We start from the raw sequence: 15,034 nt of genomic DNA, 5'->3' as shown, positions 1-15,034 counted from the left end.
TCATGGTTGACAATAATAGCGTGACTGCCTGCGCAGCCACGGTCCCCCCAGGCCGTGCACCGGGCACAGGGAACTCGACATCGATACACCGCCATGACTTTTCCGGCGCCCTGCTCGACGGCTCGAGCCGTGGCCAGCCACTGGCCACGCCGAACCGGCAGGGGAATTAACAACAAGATCAACGTGCCTTGGTCACGCACTGCCAAGGCGCTAACGCTGTCGGAGCCAGGGATGTACGAAAGAGCGGCCAGCATGCGCGGGCTTTCGTAGGTGACCTGACTCCGTTCTGACGAACTGGAGAAGTGTTATGGCTACTGGTGTTTGGATTAGCTTGCTTGGATATTTTGCGCTCATGATCGCCATCGGCATCTATGCCATGCGCAAAGCGACCTCTTCCTCGGAAGATTACATGTTGGGGGGCCGTACTCTCAGCCCGCAGGTCGCGGCACTCTCGGCAGGGGCCTCCGATATGAGCGGCTGGCTGCTGCTGGGCTTGCCCGGGGCCATGTTCGTGTCTGGGCTGGGCTCTGCCTGGATCGGCATTGGCCTGCTGGTGGGCGCACTGCTCAACTGGATACTGGTCGCGCCTCGCCTGCGCGAGCAGACCATTCATTACGGCAACGCGATTACCATTCCGGCGTTTCTGGCCAACCGATTCCCGACCCGTGCCCTGGCACTGCGCACCGTGTCGGCCATCGTGATCGTGATCTTCTTTGCCGTGTATACCGCCTCGGGCCTGGTAGCCGGTGGCAAGCTGTTCGAAACGGCCTTCACCGGAGTGTACAACTTTGGCGACATGAGCAACTACGCCATGGGCGTCATCATTACCCTCGGCGTGGTGCTGATCTATACCGTGGTAGGCGGCTTCCTGGCCGTGAGCATGACCGACTTCGTGCAGGGCTGCATCATGATGCTGGCCTTGATCATCATGCCTGCGGTAGTGCTGTTCGGTGACGGCGGCGGTGGTTTCTCACAGGCCTCGGTGACGCTCAATAGCATCGATCCCACGCTGCTCTCCTGGACCACGGGGCTGACGTTCGTAGGCTGGCTTTCGGCGGTGACCTGGGGCCTGGGCTATTTTGGTCAGCCGCACATCATCGTTCGCTTCATGGCCATTCGCTCACAAGAAGACGTGCCTGTAGCGCGTAACATCGGTATGGGCTGGATGCTGGTTTCGCTGATCGGTGCCGTATCGCTGGGCCTGGCGGGCCGCGCCTTCGCAGTGCGTAACGGCATGGACATCCAGGACCCTGAAACCATCTTCATCGTGCTGGCCAACCTGCTCTTCCATCCGCTGATCACCGGCTTCCTGTACGCGGCGCTGCTGGCAGCCATCATGAGCACCATCTCAAGCCAGCTGCTGGTCTCCTCCTCTTCGCTGACGGAAGACTTCTACCGCCTGTTCCTGCACAAGAATGCCACCGAGCAGCAGTGCGTCGCGGTGGGCCGTGTGTGCGTCGTACTGGTGGGTATCGTGGCCGCCATCATTGCTTCCAATGAAGACTCGCAGGTGCTGGGGCTGGTCAGCAACGCCTGGGCAGGCTTTGGCGCCGCCTTTGGTCCGCTGATCATCCTCTCGCTGATGTGGCCGCGTACCAACGGTGCTGGCGCGCTGGCGGGCATGATCGTCGGTGCCGCCACCGTCATGATCTGGATTTCGTTGGGCTGGAGCGGCTCCTTCCTGGGTGGCCCGGGCGTCTACGAAATCATCCCCGGCTTCATCGCTTCCTTCATCGCCATCCTGGTCGTCAGCAACATGACCGCCGATGCCGGTGAATACCAGCACATCGAGCGCTGATTTTGGCGATGACTCTTACCCCCTACTCTTGACCCTTTTGCCAACCTCACCACCTGCTTCGGCAGGCGGTGAGCACTGGCAAGCACGCATCCGAGACCTCCTCGTCAAGGCCCCGCCTTGCAGGAGGTCTCTTGCATTGTTGGCCGCTTGCGCAGCGCTCTTTGCCTCAGGTCAATAACCCACCGCTTCTGGCTGGTTATAGTGGCGCCATGGATCACGAACCACTCACCCTCATCATGGTCAGGAGCAACATTATGCGCCCGTTCAAACCCTCTACTCTCATCGCTGCCAGTCTGGCCGCTGCAACGCTGGCCGCCAGCAGCCAAGCGTTTGCCTACGGCGCAGGTGATTTCTTTACCCGCGTGGGCGTGGCACAAGTGTCACCCAAAAGCGACAACGGCGCTCTGGCCGATGGCGCCCTGTCGGTAGACGTTCAGGACAAGACCGACTTCGCCTTTACGCTGGGCTATCGCTTTCATGACAAGGTGGGCATCGAACTGCTAGCCGCACTGCCCTTCAAGCACGACATTGCTCTGAACGGCGAGAACCTTGCCTCGACCAAGCACCTACCACCCACCCTGACGCTGCAGTATTACCCGCTGGGCGGCACCCAGGCACGGGTTCAGCCCTACATTGGCGCCGGTATCAACTACACGCGCTTCTCGGACGAACAGCTGGCGATTGGTGAGTTGGACCTGGACGACTCCTGGGGACTGGCAGGCCAACTGGGTATCGACCTGCTGATCGACGGTAACTGGGCGCTCAATGCCGCCGCCTGGTATCTGGACATCGATACGGACGCCACGGTGAATGGCGCCGCAGCGGGCACCGTCGAAATCGACCCCATTGTGGTCATGGCGGGTCTCAGCTACCGCTTCTAGAAGATGCGGGGCTACCCATCCAACCAAACAGGCCCGGGGCATTTGCTCCGGGCCTGTTTGGTTGAGAAGCACGGCAGCGCCGCACTGGCGGCTACCTGTTCAGTTGTCCGTCACCAGCTGGTCGACTCTTTCCATGGCGCGAATGACCAGCACCTGGTCGCTGGCGCGCACTTTCTCCTGCATCAGATAAGCGGCCATGGCGGGCGCTACCTCACACTTGGCGGGCATGGTCGCCTGGGCCTCGACCAGCGCGGTCAATCGGGCCACAAACACATAGCGCACCCACTGGGGCAGCGACATGGTATCCACACAAAAGGGCTCCTGACTGGCAAACGCGCTCGCCTCTGGAAGGGGGGTGCGCCATAGGTTGGCGGCTTTCATCGCGGCTTCAAGCTCGAGAAGCGCGGTTTGAAGCTGTTGATGGACGCTCATAAACAGTCTACTCATAAGGAATGGTCGGCGTGATTATCCCAACTCTGTGGGTAACTTGCCACCGAGAGGCATGGCCAACGCGTTTATGCACAGATTCACAGAAAACCTGCAAGAGGCTGTGGATAAACTATGGAAAGGTGTCGCAACGGCTACTCCCACGGGGCCCGGGGAATGTTGTTCACTTTTTGACCACCTCGACGATAAGGTATGGCTTTATCAATGGTTACGGCTGACAGTGACCGAGCATCAAGGTAGAGTGCACGCTTGAAATTCGGAAGGATGTCATGCAACCAATTACTACCCTCGATGAGTTCTTTACCCGCAGCGGTGCTGACGTGACGCTCTACCATATGGGGCGTCGTGTCGTGCCTTGCTCGCGGGATACCCTGCGCGGCTTCGAGCAGGCCGAGCACGCCTGGCCCGAGCCCTGGCAGGGGCAGGCGCGCCTGGGCATCGTGTTTAGGCTGGGCGCCATGCCTGAACCGGCCATCTGGTTTCTCGCCCTGCCGCTGGACGAGCAGGGCATGCTCTCGCCTGCACAGCGGGATGGCTTCATCAATCGCCTGCTGGAAACCCTAGGGCGTAATGCCCTGGCGTCAGAGCAGCAGACATTGACAGCTGACGCCAGCGCTGGCGTAGACGACCTGATGAAGGACAACCCACTGGCTTTCACGCCCGACGTCACCTTTCAGGCCATGCTCAATGCCCGTGCGACGCTGCAGCTGGGGTTACCTGCCAGTCAGCATCTGGAGCCGGTAGAAGCGTATTTGAGCGGCCAGCAATCGATCGATTGGCAAGCGCTGGGCGTGCAGGGTCTGGCCGATTTCACGGTTCGCATGGACGACGATGCCGCCGAGGCGCTGGCCAAGCGGTTTTCCGAGTTGCCTGTCAACGTTATCCATGCGCTATGCTACTGCCTTGAACATCGGCCTTTACAAACGTGCTTGCTGGTGGCCCTGCAGGCCCGCGGCGAGCAGGCCGCCAGTGAAGGAGACGTGGAAACCTTGTGCGCCTGCGTGCGAGCGGTGGGCAGCTCACCAGAACCCACGGCAGGCGATTGGTACACGAGTTTACTTCAGGATAGCGCTGCCTGCGGCCCTGATCTGATGGCCGCCATGGCCGGGCGCGGTTGGCAACTGCTGGAAGACGAGAGACGCCTGCCGCTGTTCCTGAACAGGCTGGCCGCAGACGAGCGTGCCGATTTTGCGGCCGTCGTGCGTGATATTGCCCTCGTTCCCAGGCTGCGCTTACCGGTCATGCTGACCCTGCGTGACGCACCTGTCGACTCACCCATGCAGGCACGTCTGGCAGGCCTGATGCCACGCCGCGCATAAATTCGTAACAGGTGACGGTCATCATCATGCTGTTCTTCTGCTCTTATTATCTCAGGAGTCACCCGTGAAGGAATTACCCTATCAGGCCAAGGCCGTGATTGGCCGCCGTGAAATGGTCACGCTGACCGACCTGGGGCTTCACCTGTGCTGCAAGGCCGATACCGGCGCGCGCACCTCTGCCCTGCATGCCGAAGAGATCGAAACGGAAGAAGATGCCCATGGGCAGCTGTGGGTCAGTTTCGTCACCCACAGTGGCGGCCCCGAGACGCCGGGGCATCGTTATCGTCTACATTTACATGATAGAAGACGGGTGACCAGCTCGAATGGGCACAGCGAATGGCGCTACGTCATTCGCACACAGATGGAACTGGGCCAGCTCAGCTTTCCCGTCGAACTTACCTTGACCGACCGCAGCAATATGCGCCACCCCATGCTATTGGGCAGGCGCGCCATGCGTCGTTTGTTAGTCGCACCCGGCGCTGCCTTTTTGCACGGCGAGCCTTGAATACACTTAATACGCCTTTTCTGTTTTGGCCCGGAGCCCTGCATGCATATTGCCCTACTTTCGCGTAACCGCAATTTATACTCGACCCGCCGCCTGGTGGAAGCCGCTGAGCAGCGCGGCCATACGGCCCGGGTGGTGGACACCCTGCGCTGCTACATGAGCATCGCCTCCCACCACCCCTCGATTCATTACAAGGGGGCTGAGATCGAGCCCTTCGATGCGGTCATCCCCCGCATCGGCGCCTCGGTGACTTTCTACGGCTGCGCCGTGCTGCGCCAGTTCGAAATGATGGGCACCTACGTGATCAACGACTCGGTCGCTATCACGCGCTCACGCGACAAGCTGCGCTCGCTGCAGCTACTTTCCCGCAAGGGGCTGGGGCTGCCCATCACCGGCTTCGCCCACTCGCCAGACGACATTCCCGACCTGATCACCATGGTCAAGGGGGCGCCGCTGGTCATCAAGCTGCTGGAAGGCACTCAGGGCATTGGCGTGGTGCTGGCCGAGACCAACCAGGCCGCCGAGTCGGTGGTACAGGCGTTCATGGGCATGAAGGCCAACATCATGGTGCAGGAGTACATCAAGGAAGCCAAAGGCGCCGACATTCGCTGCTTCGTGATTGGCGACAAAGTCGTGGCGTCCATGAAGCGTCAAGCGGCCGAAGGCGAGTTTCGCTCCAATCTCCACCGTGGCGGCACGGCCAGCGTGATTCGCATTACCCCGGAAGAGCGCTCCACCGCTATCCGTGCAGCCAAGGCCATGGGGCTGCGCGTTGCCGGTGTCGATCTGCTGCGTTCCAACCATGGGCCGGTGATCATGGAGGTCAACTCTTCGCCTGGCTTACAGGGGATCGAGAGCGCCACGGGCAAGGACATCGCGGGCATGATCATCGAACATATCGAAAAAAACGCAACGCCTTCCCGAAAAGCACCCCCCAAGCCTAAAGGCTAACGCCCAAAGGTAAAAATAATCCGCATTAGGGGTGGCAAATCAACGCTGCCACCCCCACAATCTGCGTCACCGAAGGAGGTAGACGCTCATGTTTCTCGACAATCGCCAAGTGGCGATGGACAGCGTGCTGGAAGCGCTGGCCGATAGCATTGATTATTTCCAGGACAATATCGAACGCCTGCGCCCCTCGCTGCGCGACGCGCTGAAGCCTCACTACACGGCTCGACTGAAACAGATGCGCAAGCTGCAGGAGTTGGCCCGTGCCCATCTGAAAATGCTTCCCAGGGATGCCGACGTGGAGCGCGATGACTTTCTGTGGCTGTGGAGCCGCCTGAAAAGCTTCGTGGGCAACGATAGTCAGGTTCTGATCAATGAACTGTTGGAACAAGAGCGCGTCCTGATGCAAGCCCTCTCGACCCTGTTTACCCACCCGCTGCCCGACCCCATCGAACCCGTTGTGGAAGAGTGCATGCAGGGCTGCCGTAAACTGATCCGCGAGCTGTATAGCCTGCAAAAGCGCAAGGCGCACCGCTAACCGCGTCAAGGCGTCGACAGCTTTGGCGGCCGTCACGGCTCGTCAAACGGCTCGTTAAACACGGGGAGCTCTGGATAGAGCAGGCGCACGCCTTCCAGATCGATCAGCACGTCAGAAGTCGCAGATGGCGGCTCCAGGGGCAGCCGATCACGGCTCAGCACGATGGGCTCCGCTGGCCCCAGAAAGTGAGGCTCCCGGCCCCACAGGTAAAGATCTCCCAGCGTCGCCATGCGCGCTAACCACTCACGCACCTTGAGCCGCCACTCGCCCGCCGAGGGCTGCTCTTCTGCTACACAGCCCGTCACATCCATCCCCAGCGAACGGCCAATGAATATCGCCCGTGGCAAGTGCCAGCTCTGGGTCACCAACAGCGCCTGCTCCAGCTGAAAGACATGCCGCGCACGCACCATGGTGTCGTAAGTGCTGAAGCCCGCGAAATCCATGGTCAACCTGTCGGCAGGCACTCCTCGCCGATAAAGGTCGCGCCACATGGCTCGGGGCTCGTTGTAGGCCTGGGTGCGGTTATCCCCGGAGAGCAGCAGATGCTGCACGCGCTCATCGGCTATCAGACGCGCCGAGGTGCGCATACGCGCATGAAAATGAGGGTTACGCAGCCCGCTACGCGTCCAGTGAGAGGTGCCAAACACGATAGCGACATCCGTTGGACGGCACTCGGGCACTTGCGTATGGATATAGCGCGAGGTGCTCAGCAATACCCAAGCGTTGCCTGCCGCCAATAGCAAAGCCGCCAGCAGCACCATGGCAACCAGCGACAGCAGAAAACGCTTTACCCAACGAAATAACAGGCTGTGCATCCAGCTCCCCAGCAGGGGTTAGAACATGCCGAGCTCAAGCTTGGCTTCATCGCTCATCATGTCACGACTCCAGGCGGGGCTGAAGACGATCTCGGTATGCACCTTGCTGATCTGCGGCGCCCCCAGAATCTTGTTGCGCGCATCAGCGGCAATCACGTCGCCCATACCGCAGCCAGGCGCGGTCAGCGTCATGCGGATGGTGACGATGCGCTCACCGCTGATCAAGCGTTCGATACGGCATCCGTATACCAGCCCCAGATCGACGATATTGACCGGAATTTCCGGATCGAAACAGGTACGCAGCTGATCCCAGACGAACTGCTCGATCTCGTCATCGCTGGCTGACTCGGGCAGCGTGGGCCGCGGCAATGGTTCCAGCCCCAGCGCATCGAGATTGCGACCCTCGATGAGATACAGCCGCCCCTCGAACCCTACGCTGACCGTGCTGCCTTTCGCCTGCATGACACTGACAACGCTATCTTCTGCCAGCGTATCCGTCTTGCCGAACGGAATGGCAATGGCTTCTACATCACGCTGTAGCGGCAGTTTCTGGCCTCGTTCGAGGCTGGCCACTTGCTCGATATCCATAGATGTCCTTAGCGTACCATTTGGATCACACGGTTCAGCGCCGCAACGAACGCATCGACCTCTTGCAGGGTATTATACGCTGCAAACGAGGCGCGACAGGTAGCCTCGACGCCAAAATGGTGGAGCAGCGGCTGCGCACAGTGATGCCCCGTACGAATCGCCACACCCAGCTGGTCGATCAATAGCCCGATATCCTGGGAGTGGGCACCGTCCACCACGAACGACAGCACCCCCGCCTTGTGCGGCGCCGTGCCTAGAATGCGCAGTCCGTCGATATGGCTGACGGCCTGAGTGGCATGGGTCAACAGCACGGCTTCCCAGTCGCCAATGGCCTCGACCCCTACGTCCTCCATCCACTGCAGCGCACGCCCCAACGCAATCACTTCCGCAATGGCAGGCGTACCGGCCTCGAACTTGTGGGGAATGTCCGCGAAGGTCGTGCCCACGTCGAACGAGACGGTCTTGATCATCTCACCGCCACCCTGCCAGGGCGGCATGGCCTCCAGCAACGCCGCCTTGCCATACAGCACGCCCACGCCCGTGGGGCCATACACCTTGTGGCCAGAGAAAGCGTAGAAGTCGGCGTCGATGTCCTGAACATCCACTTTTTGATGCGGCGTCGCCTGGGCACCGTCGACCAGAATCAGTGCGCCCTGCTGATGGGCCAACGCGGCCATTTCCTTGACTGGGTTGATGGTCCCCAGCGCATTGGACACATGATTCACCGCCACCAGCCGGGTCCGCTCGTTGAGCAGGGCTCGATAGGCGTCCATGTCCAGCGCACCATGAGCGTCTACCGGGATCACCTTGATGGTGAAACCACGCTCTGCGGCCAACAATTGCCAGGGCACGATGTTGGAGTGGTGCTCCAGCATAGAGATGAGCACTTCGTCGCCCGCCTGCAGCTGGCTTCTGCCCCAGCTCTGGGCGACCAGATTGATCGCCTCTGTGGTGCCCCGGGTGAAGATGATCTGGCGAGCATCTTCGGCATTGAGAAAGTCCCTGGCGCGATGACGTGTCGCTTCGAACGCGGCCGTGGCCTCATCCGCCAGGGTGTGCAGCCCACGGTGGATGTTGGCGTTGTAGCGAGCGTAGTAGTCGCCAAACACGTCGATGACCGCCTGGGGAGTCTGGCTGGTAGCGGCATTGTCCAGATAGACCAGCGGCTTGCCGTGCACTTCCCGCTGGAGCACGGGGAATTCGCGGCGCAGGGCCTCGATATCGTAGGCGGCGGTGCTGGCCGTGGTCGCTTTCTCAATCACGCTCTGGGGCATGGGGGACTCCTTGATTAATCGTTCAGCGCAGCCGCTGCTTCCACCAGCCCTGCCAGGTTGAAGCGCTCGGGCAGCTTGCCTGCCACCGCCAGCTCGACTCGCTCGGCAATGGCATCCAGCGTGACCTGTTCCAGCACTTCACCGGCAAAGGCCAGCGTCAGCAGGCCGCGCGCCGTGGCTTCGTCGATACCCCGTGTACGCAGCGCATAGACGGCTTCTTCATCCAGCTGGCCCGTGGTGGTGCCGTGGGAGCACTTGACGTCATCGGCGTAGATTTCCAACTCCGGCTTGGCGTTGATTTGCGCGCGGTCGGAGAGCAGCAGGTTCTGGTTGCTCTGGAAGCCTTCGATTTTCTGGCTGTCGCGCTTGACGTATACCCGGCCGTTGAAGACGCCCTGCGCGCGGTCATCCAGAATGCCCTTGTAGTTCTCGTTGGAGAACGTCAGCGGCGCGTTGTGGTTGACCTTGGTGTGGTTATCCACGTGCTGGCGACCCTGACCGAAGAACAGACCGTACAGGTTGCTTTCGGCGCCCTGGCCGTCCAGCTCGCAAATCAGGTCGTTGCGCACCAGCGCACCGCCCAGATTCAGGTTGTAGGAGGTGTAGCGGCTGTCGCGACTCTGCTCCACGTGGATACTGGCAATGTGCAGATCGCCCAGCGGAGCTTCCTGAAGCTTGTAGTGGTTGAGGATCGCACCACGGTCCAGCATCAGCTCACCCACCACGTTGGTGAAGTTGGCAGCATCGGCTTCCCCCACGTAGTGCTCGATCAGCGTGGCCTCACTGCGCCCAGCCGCTTCGACCAGCACCCGCGGGTGGCTCATGACCGGCGCCCCGGCCCGTGAGAGAAACTGCAGCAGAATCGGCTTTTCCACTACCGTGCCGGGCGCAATACGCACCACGGCCCCTTCTTCCACGAACGCGGTGTTGAGCGCCGAGAAGGGCGAGAATTCCACGCCGGTCAAACGACCCAACGGGCCACCCACCGCTTCATGGTTGTCGCTGAGCGCTTTGGAGAGCGGCATGACCTGCACGCTGGAAGGCAGGCCTTCCAGGTCAGACAGCGCCGCCGAAAATACGCCATCGACGAAGGTCAGGCGATAGGCTTCCAGTGGCAGTGTCAGCGCAGCCGCCTGCGCCTGAGAGAACTCGGCGTTATCGGCCAGGGCGAAATTTCCCTGAGCAATGGCGCGTACGTCGGTGTATTTCCACTCTTCATCGCGACGAGTAGGAAAGCCCATCGCCTCGAAGCGTGCAGCCCCCGCCTGGCGGCGTGCGGCCATCCAGCTGGGCTCTGCGCCACGCTGTTGGCTGCGCGCCGCCAGCGTATCCAGAAAGGTTTGTGTCTCGCTCATGCCACGGACTCCTCGATGCCTTCGTAACCGTTGGCCTCCAGCTCTTTGGCCAACGCCGCGTCACCGGTCTTGACGATACGACCATCCATCAGGACGTGGACCTTGTCGGGCACGATGTAGTCCAGCAGGCGCTGGTAGTGCGTGACCAGCAGAATGGCACGCTCTTCGGCGCGCAGGCTGTTGACCCCATCGGCCACGACCTTCATGGCGTCGATGTCCAGACCGGAGTCGATTTCGTCCAGCATGGCCAGCTTGGGCTGCAGCACCAGCATCTGCAGGATTTCGTTACGCTTCTTTTCACCGCCGGAGAAGCCTTCGTTGACCGCGCGCTGCAGGAAGCTGGCATCCATTTTCATGAAGTTCAGCTTCTCTTTGACCAGCTTCATGAACTCTGGGGCGGGCATCTCGCCTTCACCACGGGCAGCGCGCTGCGCATTCAGCGCCGACTTCAGCAGGTAAATGTTCTTCACCCCCGGGATCTCAACGGGGTACTGGAAACCCAGCAGCAGGCCCGCCTGGGCGCGCTCTTCGATTTCCATTTCCAGCACGTCCTGGCCTTCGAAGGTGATGGTGCCTTGGGTGACTTCGTAGCCATCCTTGCCCGCAATGACCGCTGACAAGGTGGATTTACCCGCGCCGTTGGGGCCCATGATGGCATGCACTTCACCGGCATTGATGGTGAGCGTCAGGCCTTTCAGAATCTCTTTGCCGTCGACGGTGACGTGTAAATCATTCACTTGCAACATAGTAATCGCCTTTTAAAAAATAGGGGGATGCCTGCGCGGTTAGCCCACCGCACCTTCAAGAGTGACGTTCAACAGTGCTTCCGCTTCTACCGCAAACTCCATCGGCAGCTCCTGGAAGACATCCTTGCAGAAGCCGTTCACGATCATGCTCACCGCATCTTCTTCCGAGATGCCGCGGCTCTGGCAGTAGAACAGCTGGTCTTCACCGATTTTCGACGTGGTGGCTTCGTGCTCGATGGTCGCCGTGCTGTTGCCGATTTCCTGGTACGGGAAAGTGTGGGCACCGCACTTGTCGCCAATTAGCAGCGAATCGCACTGGGTAAAGTTACGTGCGCCTTTGGCGCGCGGGCCGATCTTGACCATACCGCGATAGGACTGATCACTCTTGCCCGCCGAGATGCCCTTGGCCACGATGTAGGAGCGTGTGCCCTCACCAATATGGATCATCTTGGTGCCGGTATCCGCCTGCTGGCGCCCGTTGGTCACGGCCACCGAGTAGAACTCACCGATGCTGTCCTTGCCGCGCAGCACGCAAGAGGGGTATTTCCAGGTAATCGCCGAGCCGGTTTCCACCTGTGTCCAACTGATACGCGAGCGCTCACCACGGCAGTCGCCGCGCTTCGTCACGAAGTTGTAGATACCGCCCTTGCCCTCTTCATCACCGGGGTACCAGTTCTGAACGGTAGAGTACTTGATGTAGGCATCATCCAGCGCCACCAGCTCGACCACCGCCGCGTGCAGCTGGTTTTCGTCGCGCATGGGCGCCGTGCAGCCTTCCAGATAGGAGACCTGGGCACGGCTTTCACAAATTACCAAAGTGCGCTCGAACTGCCCGGTATTGGCCGCGTTGATACGGAAGTAGGTGGACAGCTCCATCGGGCAAGTGACGCCTTCAGGCACGAAGACGAACGAGCCGTCGGTGAACACCGCAGAGTTCAGCGCAGCGAAGTAGTTGTCGGCGACCGGTACGACGGTGCCCAGATACTGCTTGATCAGCTCCGGGTAGTCGCGGATGGCTTCCGAGATGGAGCAGAAAATGACCCCGGCTTCCGCCAGCTCTTTCTTGAACGTGGTAGCTACCGACACCGAATCGAATACCGCATCGACCGCCACGCCTGCCAGGGCAGCACGCTCATGCAGCGGGATACCCAGCTTCTCATAGGTTTCCAGCAGCTTGGGGTCTACCTCATCGAGGCTTTGAGGGCGGTCTTCCGGGCGCTTTGGCGCGCTGAAGTAGGAGATCGCCTGATAATCGATGGGCGGATAGTTGAGGTGTGCCCAGGAGGGCTCTTCCATTTTCAGCCACTGACGATAGGCATCCAGACGCCACTCCAGCATCCATTCCGGCTCGCCCTTCTTTTTGGAAATGAAGGCGATGGTGTTTTCATCCAGGCCAGGTGGCAGTGTGTCGCTTTCGATATCGGTGACAAAGCCATCTTTGTACTCGCGACGAACCAACTGTTCCATTTCTTCGCTTGCCATGGTGATACCCTCCGGGCAGTTGGGTGGCGAGTTGAGCTCGCCGTCAATATGAGTGAATGTGGTTGCGACTTACGCGGAAGCCGCCGATAGCGTAATGCTTTGAATGGGTAGCTGAACGGGCAGCTTGATGGGAGCGGTGTCGGCGAGGTGCGCCAGGGTGACGCTCTCCAGCAGCGTGCGAATGGCCAGGGATACGCGCTGCCAGTTGTCGGCCACACCGCAGGTAGCCACCAGGTCGCACTCGCCTTCCGCCTGGCTGCACTCGGTCATGGCCACGGGGCCTTCGATGGCGCTGATGATATCGGCGGCGGTAATCCGCGAGGCAGGGCGTGCCAGCCGATACCCGCCCTGAGCACCGCGCTGGGACTCCAGCAACCCGGCTTTAACCAGCATTTTAAGCGTCTTGCTCACAGTCGGGTGCGGCAGCTGAACGGCTTCGGCCAGATCGGCGGCGGCATGGGAGGTGTTCGGATGGCGCGCAATTTGCGCCATCACTACCGCCGCATAGTCGGTCAGCCGAGAAAGCTTGAGCATGGTGACTCCCGTGTGTGATGACCCGTGTGATTAAAAGGCTTACCCGTCAATTGGGGACCATTTTAGTCCTGTATAAAAATGATGTGAAGCCCTTCTGCAAAATCCTTCGCAAAAGTCACCACTTCCTGACACGTTCGCCGCTGATAACATCAAAAAAGCCAATCATTCTCATTCAGAAAAGCTATGACAGCCTGTCAAGAAAACGCCCGCGAACTGATCGCAGGCGTTGGGGGTCAGGTTTTCTTGACGAACATGGACTTCAATTTCATCGGGCCAATACCATCTATCTTGCAGTCGATGTCGTGATCACCGGACACCAAGCGGATGTTCTTGACCCGAGTGCCCACCTTGACCACCAGCGAGCTGCCCTTCACCTTGAGATCCTTGATCACGGTCACCGTGTCGCCATCGGCTAGCGGGTTACCGTTGGCATCCCGGATACCGGAGCTGGCTGATTCGGTTTCCTCTTCACCATTTTTCGACCACTCATGGCCACACTCCGGGCACACGAATTGCAGGCCGTCGTCATAAGTGAATTCAGAGGCGCAGGCGGGACAGTTGGGAAAGTCACTCATGAAAAGGCTCCATCGCTATCAGGATATCTACAGGGCGTAGAAAGCGGTGGAGCCTACACGGCTTGAGCACAATGCTCCAGCCTGAAGAGAGAGGTCAGTCGCGCTGGTAGGTACCGACCAGCCGATTCATGCCCAGCAGGTGCGGCTCGACGGCACGCAGCAGCTCGGGCAGCGTCAGCCCTTCGGGAAGCGTGGTTGCCTGGTCCAGCGCCAGTACCCAGAAATAGTAGAGGTGGCTACCATGGCCTTCCGGGGGCATTGGGCCGCCATAGCCGGGCTTGCCGAAATCGGACATGCCCACGGTTCCTTGGGTGGTATTCTCTTCCAGCGACGTCATATCGCCCGGCAAGTTATACAGCACCCAATGTACGAAACCGTAGCTGCCCTCTTTCACCAACGGGGCATCGGGATCGTGACAGATCACCGCATAGCCCTGGGTTCCTTCAGGTGCACCCTGCCAGGCCAGGTCGGGTGAGATGTCCTCGCCTTCACCGGTGTGTTTGGCGGGAATGGCCTGATGCTGGCCAAAGGCGGTGCTGCTGACCTGCATGGAAGATAGTGCAAATCCCATTGTCATCTCCAAGTCGTCGTTCGTAGGTTCAACTCATCAATGTAGCCAGGCCCTTAACCTAAATCCAACGCCGCCGCATGACGCTGCTGCCACTCTTCGACGAGGCGCCGATTGTCGGCATTCATGCGCTCGTCCAGCACCCCCGGCAGCTGCACGGACTCGCCGCGGGTCTTGAAAGTGATCAGCGGATCTTGCGTGGCCAGGTGCAGGGCATATAGCACCAGCATCAGCTCGTAGGCATCCTGAGTATTGAGCCTGGCCAGCAGAAGTGGCACTGCGGGCGCCCCGATCTCACCCAGCCGCTCAGCGGCGATGTACCAGGGGCGAGGGTTATCCGGACCACCATATTGCGAAACGAAACTGCGGTCTGCCAAGCGGCTGACATAGTAAGCCGCTTCTTCTTCAGGGCTGGCCAGCAGCGGCGGCACCCAATCCGTGACCGGCGAGGTGGACGCACGCGTGGCCGAGGGTGTCACGGGCGATACCGCAGGCTCCATCGTCGAAGGAGACTCCCCTGCGCTACTGGAGGGCGAGGACTGGCCTGCACACCCCACCAACAGCAGCACGGCTGCCCATGCTGCCGCTTTCCCCACGCGCTTCCCCGCCACCTTCCCTACTCTCTTCCCCACGCTCCTGGCCTGCAGATACATGACTCGCT

At 60.3% G+C, this 15,034-nt stretch carries 17 protein-coding genes; 6 read left to right on the top strand and 11 right to left on the bottom strand.

The window, feature by feature from the left end:
* Positions 1–307: 307 nt before the first annotated feature.
* Positions 308–1,798, top strand: coding sequence for a sodium/proline symporter PutP (gene putP, locus B7L72_RS00335; RefSeq protein ID WP_081135106.1), 1,491 nt, complete (start codon positions 308–310; stop codon positions 1,796–1,798).
* 254 nt (positions 1,799–2,052) lie between these two features.
* Positions 2,053–2,679 carry an OmpW/AlkL family protein gene (locus tag B7L72_RS00330; protein WP_081191937.1) on the top strand — a complete coding sequence of 209 codons (627 nt, stop codon included), beginning with the start codon at positions 2,053–2,055 and terminating at the stop codon, positions 2,677–2,679.
* 99 nt (positions 2,680–2,778) lie between these two features.
* Here the strand turns inward: B7L72_RS00330 and B7L72_RS00325 are convergent, their stop codons facing one another.
* Entirely contained in the window at positions 2,779–3,111 is a 333-nt protein-coding gene (locus tag B7L72_RS00325) for a YqcC family protein (RefSeq protein ID WP_016914258.1), read from the bottom strand.
* Between the two features lie 284 nt (positions 3,112–3,395).
* Between B7L72_RS00325 and B7L72_RS00320 the strand changes: the two genes are divergently transcribed.
* The 4 genes from B7L72_RS00320 (at position 3,396) to B7L72_RS00305 (ending at position 6,436) form a co-directional block, all read left to right on the top strand.
* Positions 3,396–4,445 (top strand): DUF3549 family protein, encoded by a 1,050-nt coding sequence (locus B7L72_RS00320; protein WP_081191935.1) that lies wholly within the window; start codon positions 3,396–3,398, stop codon positions 4,443–4,445.
* Between the two features lie 64 nt (positions 4,446–4,509).
* The gene (locus B7L72_RS00315) at positions 4,510–4,950 is read left to right on the top strand and encodes an ATP-dependent zinc protease family protein (protein ID WP_016914260.1); all 441 of its coding nucleotides are present in this window, start codon (positions 4,510–4,512) and stop codon (positions 4,948–4,950) included.
* Between the two features lie 42 nt (positions 4,951–4,992).
* Positions 4,993–5,901 carry a 30S ribosomal protein S6--L-glutamate ligase gene (rimK, locus tag B7L72_RS00310; protein ID WP_081191933.1) on the top strand — a complete coding sequence of 303 codons (909 nt, stop codon included), beginning with the start codon at positions 4,993–4,995 and terminating at the stop codon, positions 5,899–5,901.
* Positions 5,902–5,989: 88 nt separating this feature from the next.
* Positions 5,990–6,436, top strand: a complete 447-nt coding sequence (locus tag B7L72_RS00305) for a hypothetical protein (RefSeq protein WP_016914262.1) — start codon at positions 5,990–5,992, stop codon at positions 6,434–6,436.
* 32 nt (positions 6,437–6,468) lie between these two features.
* Here B7L72_RS00305 and B7L72_RS00300 read toward each other — a convergent pair whose 3' ends face one another.
* The 10 genes from B7L72_RS00300 to B7L72_RS00255 all read right to left on the bottom strand — a co-directional run bounded on the left by B7L72_RS00300 (position 6,469) and on the right by B7L72_RS00255 (position 14,984).
* The gene (locus B7L72_RS00300) at positions 6,469–7,251 is read right to left on the bottom strand and encodes a SanA/YdcF family protein (RefSeq protein WP_016914263.1); all 783 of its coding nucleotides are present in this window, start codon (positions 7,249–7,251) and stop codon (positions 6,469–6,471) included.
* Between the two features lie 18 nt (positions 7,252–7,269).
* Complete coding sequence (gene sufT, locus B7L72_RS00295) at positions 7,270–7,839, bottom strand: putative Fe-S cluster assembly protein SufT (protein ID WP_016914264.1); 570 nt, start codon at positions 7,837–7,839, stop codon at positions 7,270–7,272.
* 8 nt (positions 7,840–7,847) lie between these two features.
* Positions 7,848–9,113, bottom strand: a complete 1,266-nt coding sequence (locus B7L72_RS00290) for an aminotransferase class V-fold PLP-dependent enzyme (RefSeq protein ID WP_081191931.1) — start codon at positions 9,111–9,113, stop codon at positions 7,848–7,850.
* A 14-nt stretch (positions 9,114–9,127) separates the two neighbouring features.
* A complete protein-coding gene (sufD, locus tag B7L72_RS00285; RefSeq protein ID WP_016914266.1) occupies positions 9,128–10,468 on the bottom strand; it encodes a Fe-S cluster assembly protein SufD in 1,341 nt (446 codons plus the stop codon).
* Positions 10,465–11,214 (bottom strand): Fe-S cluster assembly ATPase SufC, encoded by a 750-nt coding sequence (gene sufC / locus B7L72_RS00280; RefSeq protein WP_016914267.1) that lies wholly within the window; start codon positions 11,212–11,214, stop codon positions 10,465–10,467. The genes sufD and sufC overlap by 4 nt, the downstream gene beginning before the upstream one ends.
* A gap of 39 nt (positions 11,215–11,253) precedes the next feature.
* The gene (gene sufB, locus B7L72_RS00275) at positions 11,254–12,696 is read right to left on the bottom strand and encodes a Fe-S cluster assembly protein SufB (protein WP_016914268.1); all 1,443 of its coding nucleotides are present in this window, start codon (positions 12,694–12,696) and stop codon (positions 11,254–11,256) included.
* 69 nt (positions 12,697–12,765) lie between these two features.
* The gene (locus B7L72_RS00270) at positions 12,766–13,230 is read right to left on the bottom strand and encodes an SUF system Fe-S cluster assembly regulator (protein WP_016914269.1); all 465 of its coding nucleotides are present in this window, start codon (positions 13,228–13,230) and stop codon (positions 12,766–12,768) included.
* A gap of 233 nt (positions 13,231–13,463) precedes the next feature.
* Entirely contained in the window at positions 13,464–13,805 is a 342-nt protein-coding gene (locus B7L72_RS00265; protein ID WP_081191929.1) for a zinc ribbon domain-containing protein YjdM, read from the bottom strand.
* Positions 13,806–13,899: 94 nt separating this feature from the next.
* Entirely contained in the window at positions 13,900–14,376 is a 477-nt protein-coding gene (locus tag B7L72_RS00260; protein WP_026001743.1) for a YbhB/YbcL family Raf kinase inhibitor-like protein, read from the bottom strand.
* Between the two features lie 53 nt (positions 14,377–14,429).
* Positions 14,430–14,984 carry a hypothetical protein gene (locus B7L72_RS00255; protein WP_081135122.1) on the bottom strand — a complete coding sequence of 185 codons (555 nt, stop codon included), beginning with the start codon at positions 14,982–14,984 and terminating at the stop codon, positions 14,430–14,432.
* Positions 14,985–15,034 lie beyond the last annotated feature (50 nt).

It is taken from the genome of Halomonas sp. BC1 (assembly GCF_002078135.1).
In the GTDB taxonomy this organism is placed as follows: Bacteria; Pseudomonadota; Gammaproteobacteria; order Pseudomonadales; family Halomonadaceae; genus Vreelandella; species Vreelandella stevensii.
This window is presented reverse-complemented; position numbering and strand designations above follow the sequence as displayed.

Bases quoted from the DNA above. Each gene is read 5' to 3' on its own strand.
- sufT (WP_016914264.1), bottom strand. From the start codon at position 7,839: ATGGATATCGAGCAAGTGGCCAGCCTCGAACGAGGCCAGAAACTGCCG.
- B7L72_RS00260 (WP_026001743.1), bottom strand. From the start codon at position 14,376: ATGGGATTTGCACTATCTTCCATGCAGGTCAGCAGCACCGCCTTTGGC.
- sufB (WP_016914268.1), bottom strand. From the start codon at position 12,696: ATGGCAAGCGAAGAAATGGAACAGTTGGTTCGTCGCGAGTACAAAGAT.
- B7L72_RS00320 (WP_081191935.1), top strand. From the start codon at position 3,396: ATGCAACCAATTACTACCCTCGATGAGTTCTTTACCCGCAGCGGTGCT.
- rimK (WP_081191933.1), top strand. From the start codon at position 4,993: ATGCATATTGCCCTACTTTCGCGTAACCGCAATTTATACTCGACCCGC.
- B7L72_RS00305 (WP_016914262.1), top strand. From the start codon at position 5,990: ATGTTTCTCGACAATCGCCAAGTGGCGATGGACAGCGTGCTGGAAGCG.
- B7L72_RS00325 (WP_016914258.1), bottom strand. From the start codon at position 3,111: ATGAGCGTCCATCAACAGCTTCAAACCGCGCTTCTCGAGCTTGAAGCC.
- putP (WP_081135106.1), top strand. From the start codon at position 308: ATGGCTACTGGTGTTTGGATTAGCTTGCTTGGATATTTTGCGCTCATG.
- B7L72_RS00290 (WP_081191931.1), bottom strand. From the start codon at position 9,113: ATGCCCCAGAGCGTGATTGAGAAAGCGACCACGGCCAGCACCGCCGCC.
- B7L72_RS00270 (WP_016914269.1), bottom strand. From the start codon at position 13,230: ATGCTCAAGCTTTCTCGGCTGACCGACTATGCGGCGGTAGTGATGGCG.
- B7L72_RS00330 (WP_081191937.1), top strand. From the start codon at position 2,053: ATGCGCCCGTTCAAACCCTCTACTCTCATCGCTGCCAGTCTGGCCGCT.
- sufD (WP_016914266.1), bottom strand. From the start codon at position 10,468: ATGAGCGAGACACAAACCTTTCTGGATACGCTGGCGGCGCGCAGCCAA.
- B7L72_RS00300 (WP_016914263.1), bottom strand. From the start codon at position 7,251: ATGCACAGCCTGTTATTTCGTTGGGTAAAGCGTTTTCTGCTGTCGCTG.
- sufC (WP_016914267.1), bottom strand. From the start codon at position 11,214: ATGTTGCAAGTGAATGATTTACACGTCACCGTCGACGGCAAAGAGATT.
- B7L72_RS00265 (WP_081191929.1), bottom strand. From the start codon at position 13,805: ATGAGTGACTTTCCCAACTGTCCCGCCTGCGCCTCTGAATTCACTTAT.